The following is a 14,563-nucleotide window of genomic DNA, read 5'->3' as shown; positions in this document are numbered from 1 at the left end:
CTCCCCTGACGCCAGTCGCTTTGCCTGACGTTGAACCCGCACCCTTCTATTCAACCCCGGTGTTGCCGACATTGACCGTTATGGCCGGCGGCGGCGGTGGCGGTGGTGGAAATTTGTAACTCTGGGCAACAGCGGCAGCGCGCGCGCCGTCGCCTTCGATCGCCGTGTTTCTCGACGCCGGATTGAGCGGATCGACCGTCTGCAGCAGCGAATTGTATTTCTGCGTGTCGCCGGCAGCCAGTGTCACTGTTTCGTAATTGTTCAGGTAGTCGGCGGCGCACCCCGTCAGCCCGCCGGCGCACAAAAGCAGGATCAAGGCGCTATTTCTTGACATAGATCATCTTGTCCTTGGATTTCAGGTCGAGCATGTGGCCATAGGGGCCGACGACGCCTTCGCCCAGTTCATATTTGCGAACCATGTCCTTGGTCACTTCGAGCTGACCGAGTATGAAGAGTTCCGGGTCGTTGGCCGGCCGTGTCTTGTCGAACGGCGTCGCCAGTTGTTCCCCGGGCTTTACCGGCCGCACAATACGCGGCGTCACGATCACGACCAGTTCGGTCTCTTCCTTCTGGTTGCTTGAATTCCGGAACAGCGTCCCGACGATCGGGACCTGGCCGAGCCACGGCACCTGCCTCTGGATCTTGGTGTTCTTGCTGGACAAAAGACCGCCGACCGCGAAGCTCTGGCCGTCGCGCAACTCGACGACGGTAGACAGCTTGCGGTTGGTGAAGATCGGGTCACCGGCGGTGGTGAAGCCGGTGAGGTCGCTGACTTCCGGAGCCAACCTGATGTTGATCTTGTCGTTGGCGAGCACGACCGGCGTGAACAGCAGATTGACGCCGAACTGCTTGTATTCGATGCTGATCTCGCCATCACCGTCGTCGACGCGGATAGGTACTTCGCCGCCGGCATTGAAGCTGGCAACCTCACCGGAAAGCGTGGTGAGGTTGGGTTCGGCAAGGGTGCGCACCACGCCCTTGGCCTCGAGCGCCTCGATGATCAGGTCGACCTTGATGTTGCTGTCGATGACGCGGGTGATCAGCGCCGCGAACGGGTTGGTGTTCGAAAGAAGGCCGGTAAGCAGACCGCCCGGCCCCAGCACCACATTGTCTTCATCGACGGCGGCAATCCCCGTCCCGGTGCGGGTCGTGCCGCTGCCATTGGTGCTCCTGATCGAGACGCCAAGATCACGGCCGGCATTGCGCTTGGCCTCCAGCACCCGCACTTCGAGGTTTACTTGCTGGCTGTCGTCGACGGTCACTGCGTTTATGATCGCGTCGGGGCCATATTGCTGGGCGACCTCCATGATCGCCGCCAGCGTGGCGCCGTCCTTGACATGGCCGCCAAGCCTGACCTTGCCGTTGATCGAACCGATATCGATGCGCGAATTGGGCGCGACCTGCCGGATCGCTTGCGCCATGTCGCTCACGTCGACGCCGACTTCGATCTGGATCACGCCAAGCGAGCGCTTGTCTTCTGAAAAGAGGTTGACGGTGGTGGTGCCGGCGCTCTTGCCGATGACATAGAGCGTGCGGTCGGTCATCGGCTGGGCGTCGGCGATCTTCTCGTCGCCCACGACGATGTCGCCCAGCGTGGCGTTCACCTGGATCGTCACCGACTGCGACATGGGCAGGAAAACGCGGTGGACGCTGGGGTTCGATACATCGATCTTGCGGTCGGCTGCATGAGCAGCAAGATCGATCGGCAATAGCATCACCGAACAGGCCAGCGCGGCAGCCGCCAGTGGTCCCCGGAACATTCGCATCTAGACTATCCCCCTTGCCGATTCGTTCGGCAATACCCTAGCGTTATTTTTGTCGCGGCACGTCGTAAGATTCGAGTTTTACACCCCTGAAGACGCCGATTGTCGCACGCGCCGGCGGTTCCGGCTGCACATATTTGATGACTTCCTTAACCACCTCTTGCACCTGGGGCGCTGAGGCCACTGCCGGAGCGGGTTTTGCCTTGCTCAACAGGTCGAGCCTGCTTCCCACCCGTTCCACGGCCTGGGTCAGCCCATTGATCTTGTCGTCCGCGCGCTTGCGTTCGGCCGCGGCCTCGGCGTCGGCTGCAGCCTGTTTGGCGAGTTCGGCCTGCCTGGCGGCGACGTCGGCCGGCGTGTCGCCGGTCAGGTCGGAAAGCGTGACGCGTTCTGTCGTTTCGCCCTCGCTGGCGGCTGCCTGGCGAAGCGCTAGCGACAACTGGCCGGCGCCGGCGGCCAGCGTAAGCTTCTGCGCGTCCCTGGTGTTGGCCTCGAGCGTCACCGACTTCACCACCGTCGGGCTTTCAGTGCTTTCGTCGGCAACCTGGTCGACTGCAAGCACCTTCATGCTCTGCAACAGCACGTCGACAAAACTTCTATCGGCCCCGCCATCACCACGCGCCGTTCGCGTCAAAAGCACGTCGACGCGGTCGCCGGGGAAGACGAACCCGGCGACGCCTAGCACGTCGTTGACGCGAATGGAAACGGCCTTCATGCCTTCGCCGAGCACTGCGGAAAGCGTGGCGCGCTGGCCGGGGCCGGTAATCTTGGTGGCGAGAACGGGCTCATTAGCGCCGATCGCCTGCAGCGCCTGCCTCGTGCCTTCGCCAGCCAGCGCCTCTTTCGCCGTCTTGAAAGCGCCGGCCGGAACCGCGCCGGCTGGCCATGCGATCTCGCGCAGTTTGTCGGCCGATAGGGTGTCGCCGAATTTCAGCGCCACTGCGGCCACCACGACCGTATCGCCTTGGACGCCAGTAGTCTGCGCCATGGCGCTGCGCTGATTGGCCAGCCAGATATTAGCAAGCACCACCGCCAGGACGCCGAACACGCTGGCGAGAACAATCATGATGAGTGTATTGGCGCGCATAACCCCAGACCCCAAACCCCAAAGGCGGGAATTCGCCCGCCGCGATTGGATTCAGGCCCGGATCGAATAAATCCGGGCCTGATGCTGATTAAACGATCAAGTACCGGCACCGGTAGCGCAGGTTCCGACGCCGGAGGCCTGCATTGCGGTGCAGAGGCCCGTGAAGCGGCCCGTGACCCAGCCGCCGATACCGATGATGAATCCGATTGCGGCGACCGCGATGATGCCGATCAGGATGGAATATTCGACCATGGCAGCGCCGTTTTCGTCGTCGCGGAACTGCCGGGTCATCGTCATGAGCTTCTTCATGCCAATTTCTCCCTTTCTGGAGGTTCAAACCCGACGAGACGAGCCAAGGATGAAATCCATACCCAAGCATCCCCCGTCATCTCGATCTAAGTCCCGGCGAAAATCAGAGTCAAACAGGATTAAGGGTTTCTTAACTTTCCTATACATTGTGGAGCAAGAATATTGCCGATCTCGGGCGAACCAAAACATTGATTCAGCTCGTTTTTCAACCCCTCTTAACCATTCGTTCACAATTCGGCCGTGGCTATGGCGAAAGTGGGGCGGTATTAGCGATGGTGTATATTCGTTTATATCTAAGGCCTTAGGGCGGCTCCATGACACCTTTGTGGTTAGAAAGGCACTTGGCATTGAAAACGAGCCCTCGTTCTCCCTAAAGACAGCGCCGCTGACCAAATAAACGTCGCGTTTTCTGATCCTTGATCTTAACTATGTCTGAAGTATTAAATTGGATGGTGGGCGGCTGGCGCTTGTGCCACGCGTGGTTAACGCTTAGTTTCGCGGTGGGGATTAAACGGGGAAAAAGCGTCATGCTGGGTCGATTCACAAAAGGGCCAAGCGAACCGCGGATCGAGCCAAAGCTTGAGCCGATTGCGGTATTGCCTGTTGCGCCGGCGCTTTCCCCTGCAGCCGATATCGAATCGAGTGGCGACGATTTCCTGACGCTCAAGGTCGAGCTCCACCGTCATCTAATCGACCGGTTCAATCTTGCAGCGCTTGAAACGGCGTCGAAGGATGAGATCCTGAATGAGATCCGGCCGATCGTGCGCCAGTTCGTGCGCGCTCGTTCGGTGCCGCTGAATGCGCGTGAGCTTGACCGGCTGACCAGTGAGACCGCCGACGAGATGCTCGGCCTTGGGCCGATCGAACCATTGCTCAAGGACGACTCGATCACCGACATATTGATCAATACCCACAAGCGGGTCTTCATCGAGCGGCGCGGCATGATCGAGGAGACGGCGATCCGCTTCCGCGACGAGGCGCATCTGCTGCGCGTCATCAACAAGATCGTTTCTGCCATCGGCAGGCGCGTCGATGAATCGGCGCCGATGGTCGATGCGCGCCTGGAAGACGGCTCGCGCGTCAATATCGCGGTGCGGCCGATCTCGGTCGATGGGCCGCTGGTGTCGATCCGCAAATTCTCGAAGAATCCCTACTCGCTCGAACGACTGATGGTGTTTAATTCGATCCGGCAGCCGATGATTGACCTGCTGCGCATTGCCGTGCAGGCGCGCAAGTCGATCTTGGTTTCGGGCGGCACCGGCAGCGGCAAGACGACCTTGCTCAACGCGCTTTCAAGCTACATCCCGTCCCGGGAGCGCCTGATCACCATCGAGGACGCGGCGGAACTGCAACTGCAGCAACCGCATGTCGGCCGGCTGGAGACGCGGCCGCCCAATGTCGAGGGCAAGGGCGAGGTACGTCAGCGCGAGCTGCTCAAGAATGCGCTGCGCATGCGGCCGGACCGCATCATCGTCGGCGAGGTGCGCGGCGAGGAAGCCTTCGACATGCTGCAGGCGATGAACACCGGCCATGAAGGTTCTATGACCACCATTCACGCCAACACGCCGCGCGATGCAATATCGCGGCTGGAACAGATGGTCGGCATGGCCGGCATGCCGATGACCCATGAGTCCATTCGGGCGCAGATTGCGTCGGCCATCGACATTATCGTGCAGACGCAGCGTCTTGCGGACGGTGGCAGGCGTGTCGTTTCCATCTCCGAACTGACCGGCATGGAAGGCAATGTCGTCCAGCTTCAGGAAATTTACCATTTTGTTCGCCGGGAGGTGACGCCCGAAGGCAAGATTATCGGCGATTTTCGCGCCACCGGCATCCGCCCCCGCTTTGCGCCGGAGGCAGCAACGCTGGGCCACCAATTCGCCAAGGATGCCTTCAATCCGCAGGTGCCGCTCTGATGCCGACCGGCCAGACGTTGCTCTACTTTATTTACGTGCTCGCGGCGGCATCGGTTATTCTCGCCGGCGAGGCCATGTATCTTTCCTTTGCCAAGAGCCGGGCACGGATTGGCGCGATCAACCATCGGCTGAGGCGGCTTGCTGACGACGTTCCGGCCGAACAGACCTTGCAAGGGCTGCTGCGCGAGCGCGGGCTGACGGGTTCGGGCGACTTTCTTTTTGGCATGATAGGGCTGAACAGGCTCTATACCCAGTCCGGTATCACCGGAAACCCGCTGACGTTCGCCGCGAAGTTCCTCCTGACGGGGTTGGCATCGGCGTCGCTGCTGTCGTTCCTTATGGGTTTCTCGACTTTGGTGTCGTCCATCGTTTTTGTGTTGGTCGGATTTGTGCTGCCGCTTCTCGTTCTCCGGCGCGCTCGCAACAAGCGAATCCAGAAATTCGCCAAGCAACTCCCAGATGCGCTCGACATGATCGTTCGTTCACTGCGCGCCGGACATCCGGCTTCGGTAGCGGTTGGTCTCGTCGCCCGCGAAATGCCCGACCCACTCGGTACCGAATTCGGCATCGTGTCCGACGAGATCACCTTTGGACTGAGCATGGAACAGGCGGTGCGAAAACTTTCGCAGCGTGTCGGCTTCGAGGGCCTTCATCTGGTTTCGGTATCGCTGTCGATCCAGGCAAAGACCGGCGGCAATCTGACCGGGATCCTGTCAAATCTTTCGTCAGTGCTGCGCGAAAGGCAGAAACTCAGGTTGAAGATCAGGGCGCTTTCGGCCGAGGGCCGGGTATCGGCCTGGATCATCTCCCTTTTTCCACTGGTGATGTTCGGGCTCCTGCTCGTGTTGTCCCCGAGTTATTACGGCGGGGTATGGAACAGCCCATTGATTACGCCAGTGTTCTTGATGTCCGGGCTATGGGCGCTTTTGGGGGACTTCATCATGTATCGCATGGTCAATTTCGATTTCTAACAGAAGCGAGCCATAATATTGTTTTCGGCTATTCAGGATCTCAGCACTCTGGTCTCCGTCGCTGTCTTTCTGGCGGCAGCGGCGCTTTTTCTGTTCGGCGCGCTCATCTTCGTGCCGGCGCTGCAGACGCGGAAGCTGGTCTCACAAAGCCTGATGGCCGAGGGTATTACGGATCGCCGTTCGCTCGTTGGACAGGAACAGCTTGCCAAAATCGCAGCGCAGCGGCCGGTCGATGCGTATTTTCGATCGATAGAAAAGGAGCGGGACGAGCCCAGCGCCTTGGAGGCGAAACTCTTCCGCGCCGGTTTTTATCAACCGAGCGCTCCGCTCATTTATACCTTGTCGCGGCTGGCTGCGGTCTGTGTCGGTTTTCTGGCCGCCTATGCGCTCTTGTCGTGGGTGCTCCCACCGCAACTCCCCAGTTTGATAGCCTTTGTCGGCTCCGCCCTATTCGGGCTCGCCTGCCTCGTGATTCCAAGCGTCATGCTCGATCGCTTCGAGAAAGGACAAAAGCAGGTCTACCGCCGCGGTTTTCCCGATTTCATGGATATGATGATAACCTGTGCCGACGCAGGCATGAGCCTGGAAGCTGCAGTCGAGCGCGTCAGCGCCGAACTGGCTGGTACCCATAAATGGCTCGGCATCCAGCTTACGATCATGAATTTGCAGTTGCGTGCCGGCAAGCCGCTACGGGAGGCGTTGCGCGAACTCGCTGACCGAATCGGTCTTGACGAGGCGCGGGCGCTGGCTGTGCTGTTTCGGCAATCGGAAGAACTCGGCACCAGCCTGACCGACGCTTTGCGCGTCTATAGTGACGAGATGCGCAGCCAGAGAATTCTGAGTGCCGAAGAGCGTGCCAATTCGCTGCCGGTCAAAATGATGATTCCGTTGGGACTGTGCATCTTCCCGGTTGTGATGATGATCATCATGTTGCCAGTGATCATTCGCATGATGGGTGTTTTCTTCTAGGCACGTCTGTGCTTTGGTCGGAATAGAGAGTCGGAGAGAACTCTTTTGGGGGACGAAATGACAGGGCCAATGCGCCTCGCGGCCGTAGCCGGTTTGCTGCTTATCGTGCTTTCCGGCTGTCAGACGGCTGATAGCGGCGTCGTCCGCACCAACGAGCCCTCGAAAGGTGATGTGACAGCGTTTGGCGATGCCTTCGACGGGCTGAAGACGGTCAGCGACGTCGAATATTATGCCTCTGACCAGGCAGTCGCCGAAGCCAAGAACCAGTTCCGTGCGGAAAACTACGGCAATGCCGGCGCCCTGTTCTACAAGGCGACGCAGCTGGCGCCTAATGATGGTGGTGCCTGGATGGGCCTGGCCGCCTCCAGCGATCGCATCCGCCGCTTCGACCTCTCCGACCACGCCTATCGCCAGGCCTTCCGGCTGGTCGGCGGGACGCCCGAATATTACAACAATGTCGGCTATTCCTACCTGCTGCGCGGCAAGCTGCAGGACGCACGCAGCAGTTTCCTCAAGGCTTACGAGCTCGCACCCAACGATCCGACCGTGGCCAACAATTTGAAGCTTCTGTCGTCCAGCGTGAAGAATCTCGAACGGTAAGGCGACAGCATGTTGCTCGCCGCATCGCTGCTGCTGAAGGGGCTAGCCATTCCTTTGCTGGCAAGGATCGCCTGGCTCGACTTCACCACCCAGAAGATATCCAACCAGAATGTGCTGCTGCTGCTTTGCCTGGGTTTGGGCTCGCTGCAGCTCCTGTCGGTGCAATCCGGATCGTGGTGGGACATGGGCCTGAGCGCAATCGCCGGCCTTTTATTGTTCGGTGCGCTGTTTCCGTTCTGGGCTTTGCGCAAGGTCGGGGCCGGCGATGTCAAGCTGATGGCGGTGGTGCCGTTGCTGATCGGCGGCAGCGGCCTCCTTGTGTTCTCCGTACTGCTGCTGGTTTTCGCCCTCGCCACAGCGTTGATCGTTAAAAACCCGTTCATGCTGCCCGCAGGCGCTTTCCGCCTCTACGTTCAGCACCTGGACCGCAAAGGCGTTGTGCCGTTTGGCGTGCCGATCTCGCTCGCAGCGATCTGCACGATCGGGTTCGTGATCTACGTCACCTTGATGCCCCATGCTGGCCCGGCGATCTGAGAGGACAGGACTGCAGCAACTGCCTCCAGAGGTATCAAAGTATCTGTTCCGCTAGTCATTTGCCGCGGCGATCTTGGTGATGCCCCAGATAGGCGCCGGCCAGAGCGAAGCCACATCGAGCGTAAGCAGTATGATTTGCACGGCTCGGGCTACTCGCGCGTTGGCGGCGAGCCCGAACGGCTATTGCCAAGGCGATCGGCCCGCGCCTGGCGGCAACGCGAATCTTAGCGTCACCGATCGAGGCGACTTCATCACAACGAAGGGCGACAATCGCAATTGAGTCAGGGCATGAAGGCGTACCGGCGCGAAAAAGGCCTGGCGAAGAGGAAAGGCGGAATCGGATCCGAACTGGCCTCGGTGGTCGGGCAAATCCGCCCGGAAACTACGGGAAGCGTGCGAGAAGAAATTTAGCGGGATCGAACAGATGTGTTGGCTGGGGAATAGGCAAATTACTCGCTCCGCGAAGGTGATGGCTGAGGCTGAGCGCGCCGAACGCGCCGCGAAGACAGCAAGATTGAGGTCGCTTCGTATGGCGTCGCAGAGTGACCTAAGATTTTCGTTCCCTGAGGAATTGGATTGTTCTCTGCTTATCGCAGCACTGACTCAAGGCGACTCATCGGCTGATCGGGACCGCCGAATTCGGGTGTGAGCGAAACAGGCTCCCGCTGCCAGATTTTTTTGACGTTCTGATTACCAAATTCTGGCGCACTGGTAGCGATCCCGGATCAATTCTCGCTGTGAGTTCAACAGGCTGCCTTGATGACAGTTTGCGAACTGATGCCTATCCAAAGCGGCGAGAGCCGATGGTTGCTGAAGCGCTGTCTCGCCTGACCTACAACGCGTCGGTATTCGACATTTTAAAATTCGAGCGCTTAGCGGCATCGGCGCAGCCCGGGCGCGGCCCGACGCTCACCGAAAAGCTCGCCATCCCGGTCCGGATCAGCCTTCGCTCGGCACGGGCGTGTTGAGCAGCTGCTGCTCCCACAGGTACGCCATGCCGCTGCCGGCCATGTGATCCTTGAGGAGCTCAATCAATGCAGGCAGGGTCTCGGCCCTCGTGTAGTCGCGCTGCCTCATGGGCTTCAACCGACACGCCGCCGCAGGCGTCCGTGATGACCGTGACGTCCCATCCTTCGCCGGCAGCCTGGATCGCCGGCATCGCGACGCAGATCTCCGTGAACAGACCGGCGATGATCAGCTGCTTGCGGCCGGTCTTCTTGACCGCGTCGACGACCTTCTGGTCTTCCCAGGTGTTGATAAGCATCCGGTCGATCACCTCCTGGCCGGGGAAGACGTCGGTGATCTGCGGAAAGATGAGCCCGCCTCGGTCAGCGAGCACGCTCGTGAGGATCGTCGGTACGCTAAATGCCTTGGCGGCCTTCGCCAGACCCGTAGCATTGTTGACCGCCATATGCGGGTCGTGGCTGTTCAGGTTCGTGAGCTGGTAAGGCTGGTGGTCGATCAGAACGAGTACCGAGTCTTCGGGACGAAGAAGCGAATCAAGGCCGTTACGGGGGGTCATCAAGACTTCCTTTCTCTGCCGTTGTGGACGGCAATGGGTTCATGGGAGACATGCGCCGGCGGGCGACGTTGCTTGCCGCAATTTGCTGTTCCTTTTGGTGATGCGGTAGTGCCATAGTCAGGCATGCTGCGTCGCGAAACGAGGAACGCCGAATTGGACATCGAAGATCTGCAGACATTCGTCGCAGTGGCCGATGCAGGGGGCGTATCGGCCGCCGCGCGCCGGCTCGGCGTCTCCAAGTCAATCGTCAGTCGGCGGCTCTTTCGGGTTGAAGCGGAGCTTGGCGTCCAGTTGCTTGCACGAACGACCCGCGGCGCCGCGCTCACGGAAGCGGGAATCACGTTCAGGGATCATGCGGCCCGGGCCAGCGCCGAGATCGACACGGCCAGGGAAACCATCCTCCCAACCGGTGAGCTGCGCGGCCGCCTGAGGGTTGCCATGCCGCTTACTTTCGGCGCGACCCACTTCGCCCCCGTGCTCGCGGAAATGGCGCGTCTGCACCCGAAGCTTCACATGCATACTTCCTACAGCGATCGCTTCGTCGATCTCATCGCAGAGGGTTTCGATTGCGCGATCCGGGGCGCCTACCTTCAGGACTCCAACCTGATCGCGAAGCGCGTCGGGCCGATCCATGGAAAGCTTGTCGCGAGCCCAGACTATATCGAAGCGCACGGGTCACCCGAGTCTCCAGACGAACTCGTCACCCATCAGGCCCTCATGCAGGGAACGGAAGCCTGGCAGTTCATGGATGGCGACAAGATTGTTACGGTCCAGCCGCAGGGCAGGTTCAAGGCCGACAGCGCCACGGCGCTTGCCGCCGCCGCAGTGGCAGCGCTCGGCATCGCCTGGCTCCCCGATTGCATCACACATGAATTTGTGGCCTCCGGCGCGCTGGTCCCGATCATGACACGCTATCCGGTACCTCCGGGGGCCACGTATGTCGTCCGACCGCCGGGTCAGCACCCCACACGGAAAGTCCGGGTGCTCACCGAGTTGCTGATCGAGTATTTCAAACAGACCCGGATCTTTGGGGAGTTGATCGTTAGAACACGAACGGTTCAAAGCATTGTCAAGGAACCGTGTTCGACGGTCCGGTCGCACTACTGCGAGCCGTCGCGTTCGGCGACATCGCCCGCACGTTCCACTTGCTGCGACACAGCTAGACGTATCACAGGACTAGTTGGGCAGACGGTCGCTCGCCAGTTTAGGCATTTGTCGGGCCGAAAGCGCTCTTCCCGCTCGCGGTTCGGATTAGTCGAAATCGGGCATTCGTATCGGCAAGGGCGAGGCTGTCTGGACGGCCTAAGTGAGGATGACGCGCATGAGTTGGAACCCAGCAATCGAACCGGGCGGCGGCGCAACGCTCAGCGGACCGCGCTATATCTGGTGGAACTCGTCGCCTCGAAGGACCGCATCGAAGAAGCGAAGGCCGAATGGCGCGCCGAGGACCGGGGCAAGGGACGTTTCGATCTCCCGATCGATGACCGAGATGAGCACATTCCGTACCGGACTGACCGGCGCTAAGACTGACGGACCTGGGCGGTTCAGACGAGATGACGCGTCGCGTGCCGGTATGTTCTGAATGGAGAAAGCACAATGAGCAACAAGTGGCCCCACCTGGACTACCTCGGCTGGCGCGAGACGTGTTCGGCCCTGCATCTCTATTTGCAGATCGCCGGGAAATATCGCCTTGCTCATACCCCGTGGCTCAACCATTCCTGGAACGCGACCTTCTATGTCACGCCGCTCGGCCTGACCTCCTCGCCTATCCCCGACGGCCCGGGCATCGAGATCCTCTTCGACCTTCGGAACCATACGGTTGTTGGCACATGCGGCAATGGTCGCAAGGCATCGTTTGCGCTCGGGCCATCCACAGTCGCGGCGTTCCACGCCAATCTCGTGCAGTTGATTTCCGAACTTGGAGGCACACCGACCTTTAACGGCAATCCGAACGAGGTGCCCAATCCCGTGCCGTTCACCGAAGATCATCGCGACCGGCCCTATGACCGGGAAGCCGTTCAGCGCTTCCATCATGCATCGGTGGCGGTCGACAGGGTATTCAGTCGGTTCCGGACCTCCTTTCTTGGCAAGTCCAGTCCCGTTCACCTGTTCTGGGGCAGTTTTGACCTGGCCGTCACCCGCTTTTCAGGGCGGCGCGCGCCTCTCCATCCCGGCGGCATTCCTTCATTGCCCAACGATGTGGCCCAGGAAGCCTACGACCGCGAGGTCTCCTCAGCCGGTTTCTGGCCCGGCGGTGGCGGCATCGATTACCCCGCGTTCTATGCCTACGCCTATCCGGCGCCGAGTGGCTTCAGGGGCGCGTCGGTCCGGCCCGAGGACGCGTTCTGGCATGACGGCCTATCGGAATTCATCCTGCCGTACGATGCCGTTCAGTCGGCTGCAAATCCCGACGCGGCGCTTATGGAGTTTCTCGTCTCGACCTACGACGCTGCGGCCGATCTCGGAAGATGGGACCGCGACCTACTGGACTGCATGCCGGGGCGGCGGGGTCAGGCGCGGCCGCATGACGCCGAGCAGCCGGGCCCTGCCTCTCGATTGACCGTCGAAAAGGTCGAGCGGGAGGATACCGCATCGAAGGGACGCTACCGGATGCTCGTCGACGGCATCGAAGCTGAGATGACCTATAGCCGGGCCGGCGAAGGGTTGATCATCATCGACCATACCGAAGTTCCAGCGGCGTTGCGCGGCCGCAAGGTCGGCGAGCGACTGGTACGCCAGGCGGTCGAGGATGCCCGGCGCGAAGGGGTCGCCATCATTCCGCTTTGTCCGTTCGCAAAAGCGCAGATCGACCGTCATCTCGAATGGCAGGACGTGCTGCGTCGGTCATAGGCTGCTCGTAACTTCCTCCACCCGCCAACGTACCGGCGTGGAATGGCAAAAATTGGCGCGCCCAAATGGATGAAACTGGGCACCGCTATATGATTGAAGTCGCTCTGTAAAAACTGTCAGGCTGATTCAGGAGCCTTGGCCTTTGCGAGGTCCTGCAGGAACTCTTCCATCAGCGGCCTGTCACCGAACCGGCGGTAAGCGCGCTCTGCTTCCAGCGAGAATGCCGGATGCGCCTCGACCAGCTTTGCCATCGTCTGCTGGGCTGCCTCGATCTCGCCGCCCCCGGCCTGCAAAGCCGCCTGAATCAGAAGGCAGTTTGCATCGCGCGGCGCCCGGATCAGGCATTCTTCTATGACGGCGGAAGCCTCGTCGCGGCGGTCAGCCGCGTAGAGCGCCTGCCCGTGCACATAGGCGTAGTACTCGGGCGCCATAGGATGAAGGCGGCGGGCCCGCTCTGCGTTGGCGACGGCATCATCATATTGCCCGAAGCGAACCTGCGCCTTTGCAAGCGCCATCATGCTGTCGGGATCGTTAGGGTTGAGTTCCACAGCGCGCCGCGCGGCCTGCAAGCCGCCTGAATAGTCGCCCTGCAGGGCAAGCCCGAAGCTGATGACCTGATAGCCAAGGCCAAGATTGGGGTCGAGACGGACCGCCTGCCGAGCTTCGCTAAGCCCAAGATGGAGTTCCGGTGCGTTTTCCCGGCCGTCACCGCTCTGCGCCACGCTGGCGATAAAGGTCAGCGCGAGGCCTGCGCGGGCGGCCGCATAGGACGGGTCCATTTCAAGGGCGCGCTGGTAGAGGCCCCGCGCCTCCAGAATGTCCTGCGGGTCATCGCCGCCGTGCCGGTAGCGGTTGCGGGCCTGCAGCACGAGGTCATAGGCCTGCAGGTTGTCGGTCGGGCGTTCCGCTGCCGCCGCCGCCTCGCTCCTGCCGATATAGGGCGCGATCTGCGCGACGATTTCAGTGGTCAGCTCGCTCTGGACGGTGAACACGTCGGCGACCTGCCGGTCAAAACTGCGCGACCACAGATGCGCGCCTGTCTTTACATCGATCAGCTGCGCCGACACGCGAAGCTGGTCGCCTTCACGGCGGGCGCTGCCTTCAACCACATAATCAACGCCGAGCTTCGCCCCAAGCTTGCGCACGTCCGTACCCTGCCCGTGCACGGCGTAGGTGGAATCGCGCGCGATTACCTGTAGCTCTGAATTGCGGGCAAGGGCTGTCGTCACATCCTCGGCCAATCCGTCCGCGAAATACGATTGCTCGCCGCTGCCGCTCATCGCGGCAAAAGGCATCACCGCCACTGACGGCCGGGGGTCTGAGCGGCTCTGGTCCATCGACAAGACCCCCGGGATGCGGCTGACCATGGCTGCCAGGGGGAGCGGCTGGATTTGGGTGCCGATGAGGATGAGGGCTATGGCGGCTACGCCATAAGACCAGCGGGCAGCGGTGCTGCGCGGCACCTGCGGCACGTGCCGCCATGGCGACCACGCAGAGCCCGCGCGCCTTACGCGGTAGACGTTGAGAAGTTCGGGAATGTTCTTGGCCCGCCTGCGGCCGATGCGGACGAACCTGTCCGCGCTGTTGCGGTCGGCCGCCATCACCACGGCGCCGCTGACGAATATCTGCCCCGGATCGCACATGGCCTCAAGACGGGCGGCCACATTGACGCCGTCGCCGTATACGTCGCCGTCATCTTCGATGACATCGCCAAGATTGATGCCGATGCGCAGCTCGAACGGGCCCTTGTCGAAGCCTTCCTGTATGGCCAGCGCCGCATCGACCGCTTCGTTGACGCTTGGAAACATGGCGAGAAAGCCGTCTCCCGCCGTCTTGACGATGCGCCCGCCATGGCGGGCAGTGGTCGGGTCAATGAGCTCATCAAAAACAGCGCGCAGCTTCGTGTAGGTGGAAGCCTCGTTTTCAGCCATCAGCAGGCTGTAGCCGACGATATCGGCGGCCATGATTGCCGCGAGCTTGCGTTCCATCAGCATTATTCCTGAGCGGCGGCCCTGCAGGGACTATTACTAGTGACACTTAAG

13 protein-coding genes and 2 pseudogenes are annotated in these 14,563 nt (G+C 60.9%); 9 read left to right on the top strand and 6 right to left on the bottom strand.

Going from position 1 to position 14,563, the window contains the following annotated elements; translation table 11 throughout:
* Nucleotides 1-46: 46 nt before the first annotated feature.
* The 4 genes from AC0L2Z_RS04475 to AC0L2Z_RS04460 all read right to left on the bottom strand — a co-directional run bounded on the left by AC0L2Z_RS04475 (nucleotide 47) and on the right by AC0L2Z_RS04460 (nucleotide 3,159).
* Nucleotides 47-334: a hypothetical protein gene (locus tag AC0L2Z_RS04475; RefSeq protein WP_292576756.1), complete on the bottom strand. Its 288-nt coding sequence runs from the start codon at nucleotides 332-334 to the stop codon at nucleotides 47-49.
* Nucleotides 321-1,766, bottom strand: coding sequence for a type II and III secretion system protein family protein (locus AC0L2Z_RS04470; RefSeq protein WP_473531337.1), 1,446 nt, complete (start codon nucleotides 1,764-1,766; stop codon nucleotides 321-323). The genes AC0L2Z_RS04475 and AC0L2Z_RS04470 overlap by 14 nt, the downstream gene beginning before the upstream one ends.
* Before the next feature lie 43 nt (nucleotides 1,767-1,809).
* Nucleotides 1,810-2,850 carry a Flp pilus assembly protein CpaB gene (gene cpaB, locus AC0L2Z_RS04465; protein ID WP_473531336.1) on the bottom strand — a complete coding sequence of 347 codons (1,041 nt, stop codon included), beginning with the start codon at nucleotides 2,848-2,850 and terminating at the stop codon, nucleotides 1,810-1,812.
* A gap of 96 nt (nucleotides 2,851-2,946) precedes the next feature.
* Nucleotides 2,947-3,159, bottom strand: a complete 213-nt coding sequence (locus tag AC0L2Z_RS04460) for a Flp family type IVb pilin (protein WP_473531335.1) — start codon at nucleotides 3,157-3,159, stop codon at nucleotides 2,947-2,949.
* A 527-nt stretch (nucleotides 3,160-3,686) separates the two neighbouring features.
* Between AC0L2Z_RS04460 and AC0L2Z_RS04455 the strand changes: the two genes are divergently transcribed.
* The 6 genes from AC0L2Z_RS04455 (at nucleotide 3,687) to AC0L2Z_RS04430 (ending at nucleotide 9,117) form a co-directional block, all read left to right on the top strand.
* Nucleotides 3,687-5,075, top strand: a complete 1,389-nt coding sequence (locus AC0L2Z_RS04455; protein WP_473531334.1) for a CpaF family protein — start codon at nucleotides 3,687-3,689, stop codon at nucleotides 5,073-5,075.
* Nucleotides 5,075-6,046, top strand: a complete 972-nt coding sequence (locus tag AC0L2Z_RS04450; protein WP_473626860.1) for a type II secretion system F family protein — start codon at nucleotides 5,075-5,077, stop codon at nucleotides 6,044-6,046. The genes AC0L2Z_RS04455 and AC0L2Z_RS04450 overlap by 1 nt, the downstream gene beginning before the upstream one ends.
* A gap of 18 nt (nucleotides 6,047-6,064) precedes the next feature.
* Nucleotides 6,065-7,015, top strand: coding sequence for a type II secretion system F family protein (locus AC0L2Z_RS04445; protein ID WP_473531332.1), 951 nt, complete (start codon nucleotides 6,065-6,067; stop codon nucleotides 7,013-7,015).
* Between the two features lie 57 nt (nucleotides 7,016-7,072).
* Nucleotides 7,073-7,615 carry a tetratricopeptide repeat protein gene (locus AC0L2Z_RS04440; protein ID WP_473531331.1) on the top strand — a complete coding sequence of 181 codons (543 nt, stop codon included), beginning with the start codon at nucleotides 7,073-7,075 and terminating at the stop codon, nucleotides 7,613-7,615.
* A 9-nt stretch (nucleotides 7,616-7,624) separates the two neighbouring features.
* Entirely contained in the window at nucleotides 7,625-8,149 is a 525-nt protein-coding gene (locus AC0L2Z_RS04435; protein ID WP_473626859.1) for a prepilin peptidase, read from the top strand.
* An 803-nt stretch (nucleotides 8,150-8,952) separates the two neighbouring features.
* Nucleotides 8,953-9,117: a hypothetical protein gene (locus AC0L2Z_RS04430; RefSeq protein ID WP_473626857.1), complete on the top strand. Its 165-nt coding sequence runs from the start codon at nucleotides 8,953-8,955 to the stop codon at nucleotides 9,115-9,117.
* Here AC0L2Z_RS04430 and AC0L2Z_RS04425 read toward each other — a convergent pair.
* Nucleotides 9,089-9,671 (bottom strand): annotated as a pseudogene (locus AC0L2Z_RS04425) (isochorismatase family protein). The gene AC0L2Z_RS04430 and the pseudogene AC0L2Z_RS04425 sit on opposite strands and share 29 nt — an antisense overlap.
* Before the next feature lie 153 nt (nucleotides 9,672-9,824).
* On the opposite strand from AC0L2Z_RS04425, the pseudogene AC0L2Z_RS04420 reads away from it, so the two are divergent.
* From AC0L2Z_RS04420 to AC0L2Z_RS04410, 3 genes and pseudogenes are all read left to right on the top strand, one after another.
* Nucleotides 9,825-10,717: pseudogene (locus tag AC0L2Z_RS04420) on the top strand (LysR family transcriptional regulator).
* A 280-nt stretch (nucleotides 10,718-10,997) separates the two neighbouring features.
* Complete coding sequence (locus AC0L2Z_RS04415) at nucleotides 10,998-11,195, top strand: hypothetical protein (protein WP_473626855.1); 198 nt, start codon at nucleotides 10,998-11,000, stop codon at nucleotides 11,193-11,195.
* 72 nt (nucleotides 11,196-11,267) lie between these two features.
* Nucleotides 11,268-12,521 (top strand): DUF5996 family protein, encoded by a 1,254-nt coding sequence (locus AC0L2Z_RS04410; protein WP_473626853.1) that lies wholly within the window; start codon nucleotides 11,268-11,270, stop codon nucleotides 12,519-12,521.
* 116 nt (nucleotides 12,522-12,637) lie between these two features.
* Here the strand turns inward: AC0L2Z_RS04410 and AC0L2Z_RS04405 are convergent, their stop codons facing one another.
* Nucleotides 12,638-14,509 carry an adenylate/guanylate cyclase domain-containing protein gene (locus AC0L2Z_RS04405; RefSeq protein ID WP_473626851.1) on the bottom strand — a complete coding sequence of 624 codons (1,872 nt, stop codon included), beginning with the start codon at nucleotides 14,507-14,509 and terminating at the stop codon, nucleotides 12,638-12,640.
* Nucleotides 14,510-14,563 lie beyond the last annotated feature (54 nt).

It is taken from the genome of Mesorhizobium sp. WSM4850, assembly GCF_055811735.1.
This window is presented reverse-complemented; position numbering and strand designations above follow the sequence as displayed.

Bases quoted from the DNA above. Each gene is read 5' to 3' on its own strand.
- AC0L2Z_RS04405 (WP_473626851.1), bottom strand. From the start codon at position 14,509: ATGGAACGCAAGCTCGCGGCAATCATGGCCGCCGATATCGTCGGCTAC.
- AC0L2Z_RS04440 (WP_473531331.1), top strand. From the start codon at position 7,073: ATGACAGGGCCAATGCGCCTCGCGGCCGTAGCCGGTTTGCTGCTTATC.
- cpaB (WP_473531336.1), bottom strand. From the start codon at position 2,850: ATGCGCGCCAATACACTCATCATGATTGTTCTCGCCAGCGTGTTCGGC.
- AC0L2Z_RS04470 (WP_473531337.1), bottom strand. From the start codon at position 1,766: ATGCGAATGTTCCGGGGACCACTGGCGGCTGCCGCGCTGGCCTGTTCG.
- AC0L2Z_RS04430 (WP_473626857.1), top strand. From the start codon at position 8,953: ATGGTTGCTGAAGCGCTGTCTCGCCTGACCTACAACGCGTCGGTATTC.
- AC0L2Z_RS04455 (WP_473531334.1), top strand. From the start codon at position 3,687: ATGCTGGGTCGATTCACAAAAGGGCCAAGCGAACCGCGGATCGAGCCA.
- AC0L2Z_RS04460 (WP_473531335.1), bottom strand. From the start codon at position 3,159: ATGAAGAAGCTCATGACGATGACCCGGCAGTTCCGCGACGACGAAAAC.
- AC0L2Z_RS04435 (WP_473626859.1), top strand. From the start codon at position 7,625: ATGTTGCTCGCCGCATCGCTGCTGCTGAAGGGGCTAGCCATTCCTTTG.
- AC0L2Z_RS04450 (WP_473626860.1), top strand. From the start codon at position 5,075: ATGCCGACCGGCCAGACGTTGCTCTACTTTATTTACGTGCTCGCGGCG.
- AC0L2Z_RS04410 (WP_473626853.1), top strand. From the start codon at position 11,268: ATGAGCAACAAGTGGCCCCACCTGGACTACCTCGGCTGGCGCGAGACG.
- AC0L2Z_RS04475 (WP_292576756.1), bottom strand. From the start codon at position 334: ATGTCAAGAAATAGCGCCTTGATCCTGCTTTTGTGCGCCGGCGGGCTG.